Origin of the sequence: Pseudomonas migulae (assembly GCF_024169315.1) — a bacterium.
Lineage (GTDB): Bacteria > Pseudomonadota > Gammaproteobacteria > Pseudomonadales > Pseudomonadaceae > Aquipseudomonas > Aquipseudomonas migulae_B.
This window is the reverse complement of the sequence record NZ_JALJWR010000001.1, coordinates 5,166,994-5,184,132: the sequence shown is the minus strand read 5'-3', so window position 1 is coordinate 5,184,132 and position 17,139 is coordinate 5,166,994. Positions and strand designations below refer to the sequence as shown.

The following is a 17,139-nucleotide window of genomic DNA, read 5'->3' as shown; positions in this document are numbered from 1 at the left end:
TGTCAGCCTTTGAACAATTGGTTGGCCTGCGCGTACGGCATCGACCGCGACGTAAAGTTGAAGGTGCCCGTGGTCTTTATCTCTTGGGCCGCGCGGAAGAATTCGCCATACGCCGCCAGGGCCAGCGCCGAACCGACGCTGATGCGTTTGACGCCCATTTCGCTCAACTGCTCGACCGTCAGTTTGAGCCCGCCGGACATCAACACGTTCACCGGCTTGGGCGCCACGGCGCGGACCACCGCCAACACGTCCTCAGCGCTGCGCAGCCCCGGCGCGTACAACACGTCGGCGCCCGCTTCGGCGAAAGCCTGCAAACGGCGAATCGTATCGTCCAGATCGGGATTGCCATGCAGGAAGTTCTCGGCCCGAGCCGTCAGCGTGAAGGGGAACGGCAAACTGCGAGCCGCTGCGACGGCGGCTTCAACACGCGCCACCGCATGCTCGAAGCAGTAAATCGGCGCGTCTGCACGCCCCGTGGCATCTTCGATCGAACCGCCAACGGCACCTGCTGCGGCGGCTTGCAAAATGCTTTGCGCACATTCGACCGGATCGTCGGCGAAACCGTTTTCCAGATCGACCGCCACCGGCAGATCGGTAGCCGCGACAATCGCCCGAACGTTCGCCAGCGTATCGTCCAGCGTCAATGCGCCATCGGGGCGTGCGTTGGAGAAGGCATAACCGGCACTGGTGGTCGCCAGCGCCTCGAAGCCCAGGCTGGCGAGCATTTTCGCCGAGCCGGCGTCCCACGGGTTGGGAATGACAAAAGCCCCGTCGCGTTCATGCAGCGCTTTGAACGCCTGGGCTCGAAGGGTTTGCGCATCCATTGGCAGGCTCCTGAAAAAGGCAGGGAATCCGCCTCAGAGCAGGCCAAGTTGCTCGGCGGCGGGCTCTCTGTATAGCTCAGGCAGCGGCGGCAAGCCAGGCAAACGCAGCATCAGTTTTGCGTGAAAACGTTGCGCCAGTTTTGCGGCCAACAGATTGTCGGCGGTGTGCAGGAAGATATACGGCGTGCGGCCCTCTTCGATCCACAGGGCGATTTTTTCGACCCAGGGCACCAGGAACGGATCGTTGGCTTCCAATTGCGGATGGCCAATGAAGCGCACTTGCGGGAACCGGGTGAACGCCGCCGGACGGGGCGGAACCCTGGGTTTCTTCGATTGGGCGTGGAGTACGGAAGGATCGGTCGAGGTGCAACTGAACAGCGCACGCGGATCGAGGCAGATACGTTCGACACCGCGATCCAGCAGCAGACGATTGAGCGAGCGCTCGGCATCACCCTTGGCGAAGAAATCGTCATGCCGCACTTCGATGGCCAGAGGCCGGTCCACCGCGTCGATAAAACCCGCCAGCTCGTGCAGTCGTTGGGGAGTGAAGCTTTTCGACAGCTGCAACCATAGCGGCGAGACTCGCTCACCCAAGGGGCTGAGCAGTTGCAGGAACGTTTCGGTGGCGGTCAGCTGTTCGCGCAAGTCACCGCCGTGGCTGATGTCGCCGGGGAATTTGGCGGTGAAGCGAAAATGTTCGGGCATGGTCTCGGCCCAGCGCTGCACGGTGCTGGCAGCCGGGCTCGCGTAGAAGGTCGTATTGCCTTCCACGGCATTGAATACTTGAGAATACAGATTAAGAAAGTCGGAGGTTTTCGCGTCTTGCGGATAGAGGTAATCGCGCCAGGCGTTTTCACTCCAGGACGGGCAGCCGAGGTAATAAGGCAGCTGCATCAGATGTACAGGTCGAGGCCCAGTACATCCGAATCCCAATCGACGAAACCGGCCGTGCTGAGGTAGCTGGCCAGGGCCATCGCTACGCTTTTGCTCATGGCGCGGTGGTAAATCATGTCTTGTTGACGCGCGGGGAGATTGCTCAGGCGCTGCGCAGAGGCTTTGGCGGCGCGAGCGGCCAGTTGCTCTTCCGAAGGAAATTCCAGCTCACCCTCGATATCGACGGATTCGTCCTCAACCACATGCCCTTTGCGAGGCTTGCGCTTGATGGGGTAGGACTGAGAGGAAAGGCCGTCTATACGCATAAAGTCATGCTCGGTATCGATGATGGCAGTCTAGTGGCACATAACCCACTTCGCAAACCGCCGAGTGATAACTAGAACACAGAAAAGCGAAAAGGTTTAAAAGCGGGGGGATAAAACGACGATTGGTTACATCTGTTGGATCGCCATCGCTGGCAAGCCAGCTCCCACAGGTTTTTGCGTTGCTCACACCTTTTGATTCCGACACGAATCCTGTGGGAGCTGGCTCGCCAGCGATTGGGCCAACTCGGTGCTGGCTGATTTAACGCGCTTTCGGGGTCGCAACCTTGTCGCGCAGATAAACCGGCTGTGCCTCATCCGCCACGATCGCTTCACCGCGTGCCCAGGCAAATTGCGCCAGGGTCAGCAGGTCTTCGGCGTGGGGCAACATACCCGCATCCTGCCCCATCAGGCTGACGGCAATGCGATCGGCATAACCCCAACCGGTGCCCGCGCCAAACCAGTCGCCGCTGGCATCGGCAGGCAACGCTGCCGCTTCCGGCGGCAACACGGCTTCTTTGCCGACCAGTCGCATCTCCCCCGCCGTTTCACGGTAGCAACCCCAGTACACTTCATCCATGCGCGCATCGATGGCTGCCGCGACCTGACTCACGCCATGTTCGCGATACGCCCGCTGCGCCAGCACGGCAAGGTTCGACACCGGCAACACCGGGCGATCCAGCGCAAACGCCAGGCCTTGCACCACGCCAATGGCAATCCGCACCCCGGTGAACGCGCCCGGCCCACGGCCAAAGGCAATCGCATCGACCGCTTGCAGGGTCGTCCCGGCATCGGCGAGCAATTGCTGGATCATCGGCAACAGCTTCTGCGCATGCAGGCGCGGGATCACCTCGTAATGGCTCGTGACTTTGCCGTCATGCAGCAAGGCAACGGAGCAAGCTTCGGTCGCGGTGTCCAGGGCCAGCAAGGTGCTCATCGATGTTTCCGTAAGAGAGGGTCAGAAAAAGTGCGCCAGTATAAACAACTACGGCCCGCAAGCGGGCCGTAGAAGAACAAGCGGTGATCAGTTCAGCGCTTCGAGCACCTTGCCGGTGATCGCTTCAACCGAGCCAACACCTTCGATGTGGCTGTATTTCGGTTTGCCCTGAGCAGCGGACAACTCCTGGTAGAACTTCACCAGAGGCTCGGTTTGAGCGTGATAGACCGAGAGACGATGACGCACGGTTTCTTCGGTATCGTCTTTGCGCTGTACCAGCTCTTCACCGGTGATGTCGTCTTTGCCAGCGATTTTCGGCGGGTTGTAGACGATGTGGTACACGCGACCGCTGGCCTCGTGAACGCGACGACCGGCGATACGCTGGACGATGTCTTCGTCCTTGACGTCGATTTCCACAACGTGATCCAGCTCGACCCCGGCCTTCACCAGGGCTTCAGCCTGGGGAATGGTGCGCGGGAAACCGTCGAACAAGAAGCCGTTGGCGCAATCCGCCTGGCTGATGCGTTCCTTGACCAGATTGATGATCAGGTCATCGGAAACCAGGCCACCGCTGTCCATCACGCTCTTGGCGATCAGGCCCAGCTCGGTGCCGGCCTTGACCGCGGCACGCAGCATGTCGCCGGTGGAGATTTGCGGGATGCCGAACTTTTCGGTGATGAACTTAGCCTGAGTACCTTTACCGGCCCCGGGAGCTCCCAGCAGAATGACGCGCATCGATGTGCTCCTCAATTTTTTATATAGATAACAACGGATTCGCCTCGTGGGGCCAATCTCAAAAACAGGGTCGTGACCGCCCAAACGGCCAAAGGCTGATCAAGATACACAGCAGGCCCGGACCACACAAGCCGCCGAAAGTCGGAGAAACCCGCGCCTTGCGTGACCCTGCGACGGGGTACCCCAAGTCGCAACCCCATCATTAACTGTCGCCTGGCAGCACTTTCCGGCCCTGCGCAAACCGGCACTCCACGCTCGCGCCGAGTGCCCGGACCCACGACAAAAACCTTAGCCGGTATTTCGCAAACCGGCGGCAATCCCCGCCACAGACACCAGCAACGCCTGTTCTACCGGGCTGCCCTGCGCCACTTCCTGCTGTCGCGAACGCGCCAGCAACTCGGCCTGCAATAGATGAAGCGGGTCGAGGTAGGTGTTGCGCAAGCGAATGAATTCGAGGGTGTCTGGGCTATGTGCCAGTAGCTGAGACTGACCGGTCAACCCCAGGACAACCGCACAAGCCTGCGACAATAGGTCGCGTAAATGCGCACCCAACGGCAGCAGATCCGGCTCGACCAACCGCTCATCATAGGAGCGGGCGATGTCGGCGTCGGCCTTGGCCAGGACCATTTCCAGCATATCGATGCGCGTGCGGAAGAACGGCCACTGCTCGCGCATCTGCCCCAGCAGTTCACCTTCGCCACGCTCCAGCGCCTTGCTCAGCGCCGCTTCCCAGCCGAGCCAGGCCGGCAGCATCAGCCGCGTCTGGGTCCAACCGAAGATCCACGGGATCGCCCGCAGGCTTTCGATTCCGCCGGCACGGCGTTTGGCCGGGCGACTGCCCAGTGGCAGGCGTCCCAGCTCCTGCTCCGGCGTGGACTGACGGAAATACTCGACGAATTGCGGATTTTCCCGCACCACGGCGCGGTAAGCGCTGACACCGTCTGCCGCCAATTCGTCCATCAAGTGGCGCCAGGCGGGTTCCGGTGGTGGTGGCGGCAGCAAAGTCGCCTCCAGCACGGCGGCGAGGTATAGATTGAGGTTTTGCTCGGCGATGTCCGGTAGTCCGAATTTGAAACGAATCATTTCGCCTTGTTCGGTGGTGCGGAACCGCCCCGCCACCGAACCCGGCGGCTGCGACAGGATCGCCGCGTGCGCCGGGCCGCCGCCACGGCCCACGGTGCCTCCGCGACCGTGGAACAACAGCAACTCCACTTGCTGCTCGCGGCAAATATCCACCAGACGCTCCTGCGCCCGGTACTGCGCCCAGGCCGCCGCGGTGGTGCCGGCGTCCTTGGCCGAGTCGGAATAACCGATCATCACTTCCTGCGGCCCTTGCAGGCGCGCGCGATAACCCGGCAGCAGCAACAGTTTTTCGATCACCGGGCCAGCGTTATCGAGGTCGGCGAGGGTTTCGAACAGCGGCACCACGCGCATCGGTCGCAACACGCCAGACTCTTTGAGCAGCAGTTGCACGGCGAGCACATCGGAGGCGGCGCCGGCCATGGAGATCACGTACGAACCGAGCGAGGCACCCGGCGCGGCTGCGATTTCCCGGCACGTCGCCAGCACTTCAGCGGTGTCGGCGGAGGGTTTGAAGTACGCCGGCAGCAACGGACGACGGTTGTTCAGCTCGCGCATCAGGAAGGCGATGCGCTCCTCTTCGCTCCAGTCTTCGTAGCGACCGAGGCCGAGGTAATCGGTGATTTCAGTCATCGCCGCCGAGTGTCGCGACGAATCCTGACGCACATCGAGACGCACCAGGAACAGGCCGAACGTCACGGCCCGACGCAGGCAATCAAGCAGCGGCCCATCGGCAATCACGCCCATCCCGCACTCGTGCAGAGACTGGTAACAGAGCTCCAGCGGATCGAGCAGGTCGCGATTGTTTTGCAACACATCGGCGGGCGCCGGCGTCGCGGTCGTCAAGGCCGCATGTGCCCAGTTACGGGTGGCGCGCAGGCGTTCACGCAATTGTTTAAGGACGGCACGATAGGGTTCGGCGCTATCGCCGGCCTTGGCTTTCAGCGCGTCGCTGGCCTGTTGCATCGACAGTTCGGCCGCGAGGTGATCGACATCGCGCACGTACAAATCAGCAGCCATCCAGCGCGCCAACAGCAACACCTCACGGGTCACGGCAGCCGTCACGTTGGGGTTGCCGTCGCGGTCGCCGCCCATCCACGAAGCAAAGCGAATCGGCGCAGCCTCCAGCGGCAAATGCAGGCCGGTGGCGTCATGCAGGGCTTTATCGGCCTTGCGCAAATAGTTCGGGATCGCTTGCCACAGCGAATGTTCGATCACCGCGAAACCCCATTTGGCCTCATCCACGGGCGTCGGGCGGGTGCGGCGGATTTCTTCGGTATGCCAGGCTTCGGCGATCAGGCGCTGGAGCTTCACGTGAATCTGCTCGCGCTCGGCGCTGGTCAGGTCGCGATGGTCCTGAGCGGCGAGTTGCGCGGCGATGGCATCGTATTTCTGGATCAGCGTGCGACGCGCCACTTCGGTCGGGTGAGCGGTCAACACCAGCTCGATTTCCAGTCGCCCCAACTGCCGCGCCAGTGATTCGGCACCATGGCCTTCGGCAAGCAGGCGCGCGAGCAATTCGGGCAGCACACGCGCCTCGAACGGCGCGGGCTGCGATTCTTCGCGGCGGTGAATCAGCTGATATTGCTCGGCGATGTTGGCGAGGTTGAGAAACTGGTTGAACGCCCGCGCCACCGGCAGCAATTCGTTTTCGCTCAACTGGTTGAGGCTGGCGCTCAGCTCGGCGTCCATCGAACCGCGACGGTCAGCCTTGGCGCCCTTTCGGATCTGCTCGATCTTGTCGAGAAACCCGTCCCCGTACTGCTCACGAATGGTATTGCCCAACAGCTCACCCAACAGGTGAACGTCCTCGCGCAAGCGTGCATCAATATCGGTCATCAGCCGTTCTCCAGCGAAAAATCCGGTTTGCTTCGTGGGTTCAAGAGTGCCGCCGTGAAGCGTTTCTTACAAGCAGACGACGAAGGGACTTTAAACCTTGAGCCCGCAAGCTAGTCTGAAGAGTAAGCCGTACAACGGCTTTCGCCGGCCATGACCGGAGACTTATCCTGCCTGCCACGAGCAGGCGCGCAATGAGGTTTTTATGAAAATCCGCGAGCTTGCCCATCACTGGGAAGAAAACGCCAAGGGTCGCCTGACCGACACCGGCTACGCGATCCATCTGGATGTGGAGGCCGCCGCACGACTGGCGGCGATCATCGAGATGTACCCCAAGCGGCACCCCGAAGAACTGCTCGGCGAACTGATCGGCGCTGCGCTGGAAGAGCTGGAAAAGAGCTTTCCGTATGTGAAAGGCTCGACCATCGTGGCCACCGATGAAGAAGGCGATCCGCTGTACGAAGACATTGGACCGACTCCGCGTTTTCTCGCGTTGTCCCGTCGTCATTTGCATGATTTGTCATCCAGCGAAGACAAGCAGAAGCACTGAATTCACCTCTGGACCTGTGGGAGCGGGCTTGCTCGGGAAGGCGGTGTGTCAGCCAACAGAGCTGTTGACTGACACACCGCCTTCCCGAGCAAGCCCGCTCCCACATCAGGTCGCATAACCCTTCAGCAATTGCGTATTTCCGCACCTTGAAAAGCCCGGGAATACCGTCTCACATTGCCAAAGTTCCCGATTTAGAGCCTTGTCCATTCGGTCAATGTTTTTTCCGGCGATAGGCCATCTTCTCTGAACTTTTAAAAAAAGCCTTGGGTCGTAACCAGTAACCACGCCTGGGACGGCCGTTTCAAAACGCTTCGAAATTTGATGGTTGCGGCTCCTTGCCCAGGATGGATTTTTAGTTGTTCAGGAGTTTTTCCAATGGAGTTGAAGACCATGAAAATCAGCACTGCCAAGTCCTCGTTCAATCACCTGCGCGGTCTGAAAATGGCTGCTTTGGCAATCGGCACCAGCTTCGTTCTGGCCGGTTGCGCCGGTAACCCGCCGACCGAGCAATACGCTGTGACCCAATCAGCCGTGAACAGCGCCGTCAGCGCCGGCGGCACCGAGTTCGCAGCGGTTGAGATGAAGTCCGCCCAGGACAAGCTCAAACAAGCCGAAATCGCCATGCACGACAAAAAGTATGACGAAGCCAGAATGCTCGCGGAACAGGCCGAGTGGGACGCTCGCGTCGCCGAACGCAAAGCCCAGGCGATCAAAGCCGAACAAGCGGTAAAGGACTCTCAGAAAGGGGTTCAGGAACTGCGTCAGGAAAGCCAGCGCACCGTGCAATAAGCGCCGCCACGACGTACTTCTTTCTCGACTTAAAAGGACGAAACCATGAATCGCAAACAATTGATGATCCCTGCCCTGCTGGCCGCAAGTGTTGCACTGGCTGCTTGCTCGACGCCGCCCAACGCGAACCTGGAACAGGCCCGCACCAACTACAGCGGCCTGCAAGCCAACCCGCAGGCGAGCAAAGTCGCAGCGCTTGAAACCAAGGACGCCAGCGATTACCTGGACAAGGCCGACAAGGCTTATCTGGACAAGCAGGACGAGCATACGGTCGACCAACTGGCCTACCTGACCAATCAGCGGGTTGAAGTGGCGAAACAAACCATCGCCCTGCGCACCGCTGAAGCCAACCTGAAGAACGCGTCCGCACAACGCGCCCAGGCTCGCCTGGATGCTCGCGATGCGCAGATCAAGCAGTTGCAGGACAGCCTGAACGCCAAGCAGACCGATCGCGGGACGCTGGTGACCTTCGGCGATGTGCTGTTTGCCACTGACCGTGCCGACCTGAAATCCAGCGGTCTGGTGAACATCAACAAACTGGCGCAGTTCCTTCAGGAAAACCCGGATCGCAAAGTGATCGTCGAAGGCTATACCGACAGCACCGGTACAGCGTCGCACAACCAGTCGCTGTCCGAGCGTCGCGCCGGTTCCGTGCGCACGGCGCTGGTGAAGATGGGCGTTGATCCGGCGCGCATCGTTGCTCAGGGGTATGGCAAGGAATACCCGGTCGCGGAAAACTCCAGCGTCTCGGGCCGGGCGATGAACCGTCGGGTGGAAGTAACCATTTCCAATGATAACCAGCCGGTGATCCCGCGTTCGGCGATCAGCTCGAACTAGGCTTCACGCCGTAACACAAAAGCCCCGCCTGAGTTGATCAGGCGGGGCTTTTTAAATCTGGCGATCACTTAACCTCTGTGGGAGCGAGCCTCTGTGGTGAACGCAAGATCGGGTTACTGCTCCAGCTTCTGCGGCGTTTCCTCACCCATGCAACGCACCGCTTTTTTCCGGTCGTTGATCAGCACGCCGCTCAGGCCTTTCTGTTCGGTATCGAACAGCACCAGCACGCCATCGATGCACTGCGCCACCTGCGCCGCAGGCTCCAACGACACTTTGTAGTCTTCACCCGGCACGGTCTTGAGCATGGTGAACTCGTTGAGCAGCAACGCATCCTCGGGCTTGGCGAAGTGCAGGTAGCCGTACCACCACAAGGCAGCGACGGTGCCGAGGATGCTGCAGATACCGGTGATGATCAGCGGGATGGCGTTACGTTCTTCACTCATTGCGGGCTCTCTGGTGGTTCATCTTCTGAATTCGGGGGTGCCGGGTAATTGGGGATTTCACCCAGTCGGCGCAGGCCGTTGAAATGCTGCGGGTCATCGAGATAACGCAACATCACTTTGCGCCAGACCGGGTCGGCGAACGTCTGCACATGACCGCCACGGGTCAGTTGCAGCACCCGCGGGGGCGGCGCAGCTTGATACAGACGGATGCCGTTGGAAAGGGGAACGATCGGATCGTCGATGCTGTGGTAGATCAGTTTCGGCACGCCGTTGAGCTGCTCCATGGAGTGGATCGCGCTGTCGCCGTCCGGCACCAGCCACGACAACGGCACCTGGAACGCCCAGGTCAGCCAGGAGTGGCTGAGGGCGAACTGGCCGATGCTGCGATAACTGGCAGGCACGCCGTCGAGGACAAAGGCCTTGAGTTGTTTCTGGCGTTCGGGGTGTTGCACCAGGTAGTGCACAGCCATGGAGCCGCCGAGGCTTTGGCCGAGCAGGATCAGCGGTTTGCCTTTGACCTCCGGCGCCTCGTCGAGCCACTTGAACGCGGCGTCGATGTCCTGATAGATCGCCGGCAAACTCGGTTCGCCTTCGGACAAACCGTAGCCGCGATAATCGATCAGCAGTACCTGATAACCCTCTTCCGGCAACCACCAGCTACCGCCCAGGTGCATGGGTAGATTGCCGCCGTTGCCGTGCAGGTGCAGCACCGTGCCTTTGACCTCGACACCTTTTTTCGCCGGCAGCCACCAGCCGTGCAGCTTGAGGCCGTCGGCGGTGGTGAGGGTTATGTCGCGGTATTCGAGCTTGGCTTTTTCCGGGGTGAACAACTGGCCGGGCTCGGGGTAGAACAGCAGAGAGCTGCAACCGCCGAGGGTCAGGAGAAGGCAGAGGATGCCGAGGATTCTCATCCGTTGAAACCTCGCGAAATAAGGTTGGAACACAGGTCAAATGTGGGAGCGGGCTTGCTCGCGAAAGCTGTGTGTCAGACAACAAAGATGTTTGATGTTAAACCGCTTTCGCGAGCAAGCCCGCTCCCACATTTTGACCGCGTTATCGTTAGAGGATGTTGGAGTAATCCGCTTCGATCCGGTCAAGGCTCAGGTGGTTCAGGAAGTTGGAGAAGCACATCCACGCCGACAGCGCATTCATGTCGCGGAACTGTTCCGGTAAATACTTCGGTGGCACCACCAACCCCTCATCGACCAATTGGCGCAAAGTGCGCATGTCTTCCAATGTGGTCTTGCCGCAAAACAGCAGCGGCACTTGCTCAAGCTTGCCTTTGCGCACGGCCAACTGAATGTAGTTGTAAACCATGATAAAGCCCTTGAGGTAGGACAAGTCTTTGGTAAATGGCAGACCATTCGGCACCGAACCGCGGAAAACCCGACTGGCGTTGCCGTAGCTTTCCGCCATTTCAAAGCCCTGTTCGCGGAAGAACTCGAAGATCTGCAGGAAGTCCGCGCCCTCCTCCACCATGTGAATGGCGCGGGTGCGGTTGGTCAGTTTGCGCAGGCGGCTCGGGTAGGAGGCGAAGGTGATGATTTCCATCAGGATCGCCAGGCCTTCCTGGGTCACCGTCGACGAGGGTGGACCTTTGGACAGGAAGGTGCAGATCGGCTGGTTCAGACCGTTGAGCGTGGTGCCGACATGCACCAGCCCTTCATGGACTTCAAGGGCGCGCACGTCACGCTCGTTGAACATCGCGTCGGTGCGGATCTTGATGTAGTCGGCGCCCGCCGCGGCATCGGCAACGATCCCGTCAGACTCGAACACCCGGATGGTTTCCTCGGCCTCGCCAAACACCTTGCTCAACCGGGTTTGCAGTAGATTCACTGCGTCCTTGGCGGTAAGGGTTTTCGGTTCGTCCTTCAGGTCGCCACGGCCATCGATGTTGTTCAGGTAATCGGAGAGCATCAGGCCCAGGTCGGACAGGGTCGGGTCACCCGCGTGAAACGCATCGGACGCCGCGCCGTACAACTCTTGGGAAATCAGCCCGAAATCCTCGGTGCCACGCGCTTCGAGCATGCGCACCACCATCCGGTATTCCTTGCACATGCGGCGCATGATCTGGCCGACCGGGTTGAACTGGCCGAGCTGACGGGTGATGTCACGCTCGATGTTCTGGAACTCCAGCTTCACTTTGCTGGAATCGAACGACAGCGGCCGATTGAGGTAGTAATCGCGGTCCACCGCCGGCATTTCCTTGCCCTTGCCCTTGAGGAACCCCTTGCGGATGCTGTCATCCCACTTCACCGCATCCAGGACGCGTATCGGCGTCTGCGCCAGCACAATGCGATCGGACAAAATGCGTATCGACTGCTGGTAATCGTCCACCCGAAACTCCTGTAGAAAAACCGTTATGTGCTGGGTTATTTGGCTTTGGCCAGGCGCTGATAGCGCACGGCCTCGACGAAGACATCGGAATTGGCCGGATCGTCGAGGTAAGCGAAGACTTGGTCCATGTGGGTGTTGATCAGCACGCCGTCGCCATCGTCAGTCTGAAAACCCTCGCCGCTGAGGACTTTCTGCCCCAGGGCCTGGTTGATCTGCTCGAGGTCGAGGTTGTAGACCACCAGTTCATGCTTGTCGGTGAGTTCGAAACCGGCAATGGTGAAATGCCCGCCGAATTGCGCCGGCACCTTCGCCGACAGGTACCAGCGACTGCCATGGCGTGAGACGGTAAAGGGATAGGCTTCGCGTTCCTTGGGTTTGGCCTTGAAGTAGCTGACCGCCTGATAGCGATTGTCGCCGATGCGCGTCAGCTCCAGGTTCATCGGCTCGCCCCAGGCGTTGGTGCTGGTCCATTTGCCGAGCAATCCCTTGGGCGCGGGGTCGCTCGTGGGCAGTGGCTCCTTGAAGGTCACCAGGCAGCCACTAAGCAGCAGGAACGACAAGGCGATCACAACGACGCGCCAGGCTTTCATTCAACACTCCCTATGAACACAAGTCCCCGAATGGTCACTACCTCCTGTAGGAGCGAGGCTTGCCTGCGAAGGCGTTGTGTCAGTCAACATAACTGTTGAATGTTAAACCGCCTTCGCGGGCAAGCCTCGCTCCTACAGGGGATACGGGGCTACACCGACGCCAATACCAAATGCATGTACCGCGTCAGGATGCCGAGCATTTCGGCTTCGGCGGCAGGCTCGGCTTCGTTGAGCAGGCCCTGATATTCCATCCGTCCGATAATCGCCGTCAACACTTTGGCATCTTGTTGGGGTTCACGGGAACCCAAAACCTGAAAAAGCTGACATGTGCCTTGCAGGAGAATCTGTTGATGCGAGCGCACCAACTCGGCCAGGCGGGGGTTGAGCAACGCTTCCTGACGGAACGCTTGCTCGGCCATCAGGTGTTCGCGGCGGTTGATCAGTTGCCGATGAACATAGTCCGCCATCAACCGCGCAATATCGTCCGCCAGTTGCGAGCGCGACTCGGCACTGCCGTCGCCGCTGACGACCATCTCGCGCAGCAAGCCTTCATTGTTCACCCACAATTTGGCCATGAACGCCGCGCTGCGCTCCACGTATTGGGCGAAGGTATCGGTGAGCAGGTCATCGATGTCCTTGAAATAGTAGGTGGTGGCCGACAATGGCACACCGGCTTCGGCGGCGACCGCACGATGACGCACCGCCCGCACGCCCTCGCGCACGACAATGCGCATGGCGGCATCGAGAATGTCCTGTCGACGCTGCTCGCTGCCCTGTCGGCTGGCCTTGCGGCCCTGGTACTGAACACTTTCAGCGACCGCAGTGGCGACACCCGCTGCACCTTCTAGAGCCATTGCGCGATTCACGGCAGGTATTCCTCTCTTACTTCAAAAGTAACCAATTGATACGTTTGTACCAGACAGGCAATAAAAAGCCGCCCATTTCAGGCGGCTTTTTAGTTGAAACACTTACGCTTGCGGCCGCATGTGCGGGAACAGGATCACATCGCGGATCGACGGTGAGTTGGTCAGCAACATCACCAGGCGGTCGATGCCGATCCCTTCACCCGCCGTTGGCGGCATGCCGTACTCCAGCGCGCGAACGAAGTCGGCGTCGTAGTGCATGGCTTCGTCGTCGCCGGCGTCCTTGTCGGCCACCTGCGCCATGAAACGCTCGGCCTGGTCTTCCGCGTCGTTCAACTCGGAGTAGGCGTTGGCGATTTCACGGCCGCCGATGAACAGCTCGAAACGGTCGGTGACGTTCGGGTTGTCGTCGTTACGACGGGCCAGCGGCGACACTTCAAACGGGTATTGAGTGATGAAGTGCGGCTGCTCCAGCTTGTGCTCGACCAGCTCTTCGAAAATCATCACCTGCAACTTGCCCAGACCTTCGAAGCCCAGCACCTTGGCGCCGGCCTTCTTGGCGATGGCGCGCGCCTTGTCGATGTCATTCAGATCATCGGCCGTCAGCTCAGGGTTGTACTTGAGGATCGAGTCGAACACCGACAGGCGCACGAACGGTTCGCCGAAGTGGAACACCTTGTCGCCGTAAGGCACGTCGGTGCTGCCCAGAACCAGCTGCGCCAGCTCGCGGAACAGTTCTTCGGTCAGGTCCATGTTGTCTTCGTAGTCGGCGTACGCCTGGTAGAACTCCAACATGGTGAATTCAGGGTTGTGACGGGTCGAAACGCCTTCGTTGCGGAAGTTGCGGTTGATCTCGAACACTTTCTCGAAGCCGCCAACCACCAGACGCTTGAGGTACAGCTCAGGCGCGATACGCAGGAACATTTCCATGTCCAGCGCGTTGTGGTGCGTTTCGAACGGCTTGGCCGCCGCGCCACCCGGGATGGTTTGCAGCATCGGCGTTTCGACTTCGAGGAAGTCACGCTTCATCAGGAAGCTGCGGATGTGCGCAATCACTTGCGAACGCACGCGGAAAGTCTGGCGCACTTCTTCGTTGACGATCAGGTCAACGTAACGCTGGCGATAGCGCTGTTCGGTATCGGTCAGGCCGTGGTGCTTGTCCGGCAGCGGACGCAAGGATTTGGTCAGCAGGCGCACGCTGGTCATTTCAACGTACAGGTCGCCCTTGCCGGAACGGGCCAGGGTACCTTCGGCGGCGATGATGTCGCCCATGTCCCAGGTTTTCACCGCAGCCAGGGTGTCTTCGGACAGGGTCTTGCGGTTGACGTAGACCTGGATGCGACCGGTCATGTCCTGGATCACCATGAACGAACCACGGTTGAGCATGATGCGACCGGCAACCTTGACCGGGATTGCAGCCTCTGCCAGCTCTTCCTTGGTCTTGTCCGCGTACTGTTTCTGCAGGTCATTGCAGTAGTTTTCGCGGCGGAAGTCGTTCGGGAAGGCATTGCCCTTGGCGCGCTCGGCAGCCAGCTTTTCCTTGCGCAGGGCGATCAGGGAGTTTTCTTCCTGTTGCAGGGCTTGCGGGTCGAGTTCTAGGTCGCTCATGTCTTTAAAAATTCCATCACAGGTTCGTTGCCCCCGGCTGTCGCCGGGGTTCGCGGGCAAGCCTCGCTCCTACAGGGGCATGACACCCCTGTAGCGCGTGCCTTAAAGCCCTTGTTTCAGGCTGGCCACCAGGTATTCGTCGATGTCGCCGTCGAGCACCTTGTCGCAGTCGCTGCGTTCGATGTTAGTGCGCAAATCCTTGATTCGCGACGCATCGAGTACGTAGGAGCGAATCTGGTGACCCCAGCCGATATCCGACTTGGTCTCTTCCAGGGCTTGCGAGGCGGCGTTGCGTTTCTGCACTTCCTGCTCGTACAAGCGCGCCCGCAACATTTTCATCGCGGTGTCTTTGTTGGCGTGCTGGGAGCGTTCGTTCTGGCAGCTGACCACGGTGTTGGTCGGTACGTGGGTGATACGTACGGCCGAGTCGGTGGTGTTTACGTGCTGACCACCGGCACCGGAGGAGCGGTAGGTGTCGATGCGCAGGTCCGACGGGTTGATGTCGATTTCGATGTTGTCATCGATTTCCGGCGACACGAACACGGCCGAGAACGAGGTATGACGGCGGTTGCCGGAGTCGTACGGGCTCTTGCGCACCAGACGGTGCACGCCGATTTCGGTACGCAGCCAGCCAAAGGCGTATTCGCCCTTGATGTGCACGGTAGCGCCCTTGATCCCGGCGACTTCACCGGCGGACAGTTCCATGATGGTCGCGTCGAAACCGCGTTTGTCAGCCCAGCGCAGGTACATGCGCAGCAGGATGTTGGCCCAGTCCTGGGCCTCGGTACCGCCGGAGCCGGCCTGGATGTCCAGGTAGGCGTTGTTGGCGTCCATTTCACCGCTGAACATGCGACGGAATTCGAGTTTTTCCAGGGACTCGCGCAGGCGCTCGACTTCGGCGGCGACGTCATCGACGGCGGCCTGGTCTTCTTCCTCTGCGGACATCAGCAGCAGGTCTTTGGCGTCGGCCAGGCCGGTGTGCATTTCGTCGAGGGTTTCGACGATCTGCGCCAGCAGCGAACGCTCGCGGCCCAGTTCCTGAGCGTACGACGGGTTGTTCCAGACAGACGGATCTTCAAGCTCGCGATTGACTTCAGTCAGACGCTCATGCTTTTGATCGTAGTCAAAGATACCCCCGAATAGTTTCGGAGCGCTCGGACAGGTCCTTGATACTGTTAAGGATCGGGTTGATTTCCATGGCGGGCAGCACTCGTTGGCGAACTTTTGAAAGCCGGCGAGTATAACGTAATCAGACTGTCACGGCAGCCCGCCTGGCGGCTTTAGCGGCGAATGATTAAAGCAAACGCCGAGTAAATCTGTGGCGAGGGGATTTATCCCCGTTGGGTCGCGAAGCGACCCCAGTGTCCGGCCAAACAGACTGAACTGTCAGGATTTGCGACTGCTTCGCAGCCGAACGGGGTAAATCCCCTCGCCACAGGTTTTTTTGCCAACCTGAGGATCTGTATTCGCAAACCTGGTCGGGGGTTACTCGATACCCACCTGATTACGCCCATTGTTCTTCGCCAGGTACAGCCCCTTGTCCGCCGCCGAGATCAATTGTCGGCAATCGCCGCCCGGTTGCGGGGTCATGGTCGAGAGGCCGATGCTGATGGTCAGGCTTGATCCCTCGGTCGGGAAAATGTGCGGGATCTTCAGCGCGGCCACGGTCTGACGCAGCTTTTCCGCCACCAGGCGTGCGCCGCCCGGCGTGGTGTTTGGCAGGACCAGCGCAAACTCTTCACCGCCATAACGGGCCGGCAGGTCCGAGGGCCGGGCGCTGGCGTCACGGATGGCTGTAGCGACCTTGCGCAGGGCTTCGTCGCCTTCGAGGTGGCCAAAGCTGTCGTTGTAGGACTTGAAGTAGTCCACATCGATCATCAGCAACGACAGTTGGCTCTGATCACGCAACGAACGGCGCCACTCCAGCTCCAGGTATTCGTCGAAGTGACGGCGGTTCGACAGCCCCGTCAGGCCGTCCGAGTTCATCAGCCGTTGCAGCACCAGGTTGGTGTCGAGCAATTGCTGCTGGCTGACCCGCAACGCGCGGTACGCCGCGTCGCGCTGCAGCAGGGTCATGTAGGAGCGCGAGTGATAGCGAATGCGCGCCACCAGCTCGATGTTGTCCGGCAGCTTGACCAGGTAATCATTGGCCCCGGCCGCGAAGGCCGCGCTTTTGATCAGCGGGTCTTCCTTGGTCGACAGCACAATGATCGGAATGTCCTTGGTCGCCGGGTGATTGCGGTACTCGCGCACCAGGCTCAGGCCGTCGAGGCCGGGCATGACCAGATCCTGGAGGATCACGGTCGGCTTGATCCGGATGGCCTGCGCAATCGCCTGATGCGGGTCGGCGCAGAAGTGGAAGTCGATGTTTTCTTCATTCGACAACCCGCGGCGCACCGCTTCGCCGATCATGGCCTGATCGTCCACCAACAACACCATGGCGGCATTTTCGTCGGTTTTGAAGCCGTCGAGCTGTAAGTCATTCATGTGCGGTCACCTGAGTACTGCCTGGAC

The 17,139-nt window shown here is 60.1% G+C and carries 17 protein-coding genes; 3 read left to right on the top strand and 14 right to left on the bottom strand.

What is annotated here, in order from left to right; genetic code table 11:
- Window positions 1–2: 2 nt before the first annotated feature.
- The 6 genes from J2Y86_RS23675 to ppc all read right to left on the bottom strand — a co-directional run bounded on the left by J2Y86_RS23675 (window position 3) and on the right by ppc (window position 6,611).
- Entirely contained in the window at window positions 3–824 is an 822-nt protein-coding gene (locus J2Y86_RS23675) for an isocitrate lyase/PEP mutase family protein (protein WP_253437135.1), read from the bottom strand.
- A gap of 33 nt (window positions 825–857) precedes the next feature.
- The gene (locus J2Y86_RS23670; protein ID WP_253437132.1) at window positions 858–1,718 is read right to left on the bottom strand and encodes a DUF72 domain-containing protein; all 861 of its coding nucleotides are present in this window, start codon (window positions 1,716–1,718) and stop codon (window positions 858–860) included.
- Window positions 1,718–2,023, bottom strand: a complete 306-nt coding sequence (locus J2Y86_RS23665) for a hypothetical protein (protein WP_150630839.1) — start codon at window positions 2,021–2,023, stop codon at window positions 1,718–1,720. Before J2Y86_RS23665 ends, J2Y86_RS23670 begins: the two co-directional genes overlap by 1 nt.
- 259 nt (window positions 2,024–2,282) lie before the next feature.
- The gene (gene tsaB, locus J2Y86_RS23660) at window positions 2,283–2,957 is read right to left on the bottom strand and encodes a tRNA (adenosine(37)-N6)-threonylcarbamoyltransferase complex dimerization subunit type 1 TsaB (RefSeq protein ID WP_253437130.1); all 675 of its coding nucleotides are present in this window, start codon (window positions 2,955–2,957) and stop codon (window positions 2,283–2,285) included.
- Window positions 2,958–3,044: 87 nt separating this feature from the next.
- Window positions 3,045–3,692, bottom strand: a complete 648-nt coding sequence (gene adk, locus J2Y86_RS23655) for an adenylate kinase (protein ID WP_218437095.1) — start codon at window positions 3,690–3,692, stop codon at window positions 3,045–3,047.
- 288 nt (window positions 3,693–3,980) lie between these two features.
- Window positions 3,981–6,611 (bottom strand): phosphoenolpyruvate carboxylase, encoded by a 2,631-nt coding sequence (gene ppc, locus J2Y86_RS23650; RefSeq protein ID WP_253437127.1) that lies wholly within the window; start codon window positions 6,609–6,611, stop codon window positions 3,981–3,983.
- A gap of 202 nt (window positions 6,612–6,813) precedes the next feature.
- Between ppc and J2Y86_RS23645 the strand changes: the two genes are divergently transcribed.
- From J2Y86_RS23645 to J2Y86_RS23635, 3 genes are all read left to right on the top strand, one after another.
- The gene (locus J2Y86_RS23645; protein ID WP_084321934.1) at window positions 6,814–7,158 is read left to right on the top strand and encodes a pilin assembly protein; all 345 of its coding nucleotides are present in this window, start codon (window positions 6,814–6,816) and stop codon (window positions 7,156–7,158) included.
- 375 nt (window positions 7,159–7,533) lie between these two features.
- Complete coding sequence (locus J2Y86_RS23640; protein ID WP_253437124.1) at window positions 7,534–7,947, top strand: DUF4398 domain-containing protein; 414 nt, start codon at window positions 7,534–7,536, stop codon at window positions 7,945–7,947.
- Window positions 7,948–7,992: 45 nt separating this feature from the next.
- On the top strand, window positions 7,993–8,784 hold the full coding sequence (locus J2Y86_RS23635; protein WP_253437121.1) for an OmpA family protein: 792 nt from the start codon (window positions 7,993–7,995) through the stop codon (window positions 8,782–8,784).
- 113 nt (window positions 8,785–8,897) lie between these two features.
- Here J2Y86_RS23635 and J2Y86_RS23630 read toward each other — a convergent pair whose 3' ends face one another.
- The 8 genes from J2Y86_RS23630 to J2Y86_RS23595 form a co-directional block, all read right to left on the bottom strand.
- Window positions 8,898–9,227 (bottom strand): hypothetical protein, encoded by a 330-nt coding sequence (locus J2Y86_RS23630; protein ID WP_253437119.1) that lies wholly within the window; start codon window positions 9,225–9,227, stop codon window positions 8,898–8,900.
- Window positions 9,224–10,138, bottom strand: a complete 915-nt coding sequence (locus J2Y86_RS23625; protein ID WP_253437116.1) for an alpha/beta hydrolase — start codon at window positions 10,136–10,138, stop codon at window positions 9,224–9,226. The genes J2Y86_RS23630 and J2Y86_RS23625 overlap by 4 nt, the downstream gene beginning before the upstream one ends.
- Before the next feature lie 148 nt (window positions 10,139–10,286).
- The gene (locus J2Y86_RS23620; RefSeq protein WP_253437113.1) at window positions 10,287–11,564 is read right to left on the bottom strand and encodes a flavohemoglobin expression-modulating QEGLA motif protein; all 1,278 of its coding nucleotides are present in this window, start codon (window positions 11,562–11,564) and stop codon (window positions 10,287–10,289) included.
- Between the two features lie 35 nt (window positions 11,565–11,599).
- The gene (locus J2Y86_RS23615; protein WP_253437109.1) at window positions 11,600–12,154 is read right to left on the bottom strand and encodes a hypothetical protein; all 555 of its coding nucleotides are present in this window, start codon (window positions 12,152–12,154) and stop codon (window positions 11,600–11,602) included.
- A 149-nt stretch (window positions 12,155–12,303) separates the two neighbouring features.
- Entirely contained in the window at window positions 12,304–13,020 is a 717-nt protein-coding gene (locus tag J2Y86_RS23610) for a TetR/AcrR family transcriptional regulator (protein WP_253437106.1), read from the bottom strand.
- A 102-nt stretch (window positions 13,021–13,122) separates the two neighbouring features.
- Window positions 13,123–14,625: a lysine--tRNA ligase gene (gene lysS / locus J2Y86_RS23605; protein WP_253437103.1), complete on the bottom strand. Its 1,503-nt coding sequence runs from the start codon at window positions 14,623–14,625 to the stop codon at window positions 13,123–13,125.
- A 102-nt stretch (window positions 14,626–14,727) separates the two neighbouring features.
- A protein-coding gene (gene prfB, locus J2Y86_RS23600) for a peptide chain release factor 2 (protein ID WP_139272976.1) occupies window positions 14,728–15,823 on the bottom strand; the annotation gives its coding sequence in 2 pieces (ribosomal slippage) (window positions 14,728–15,750 and window positions 15,752–15,823; 1,095 coding nt in all).
- Window positions 15,824–16,110: 287 nt separating this feature from the next.
- Entirely contained in the window at window positions 16,111–17,112 is a 1,002-nt protein-coding gene (locus tag J2Y86_RS23595; protein ID WP_253437100.1) for a response regulator, read from the bottom strand.
- Window positions 17,113–17,139: the final 27 nt, after the last annotated feature.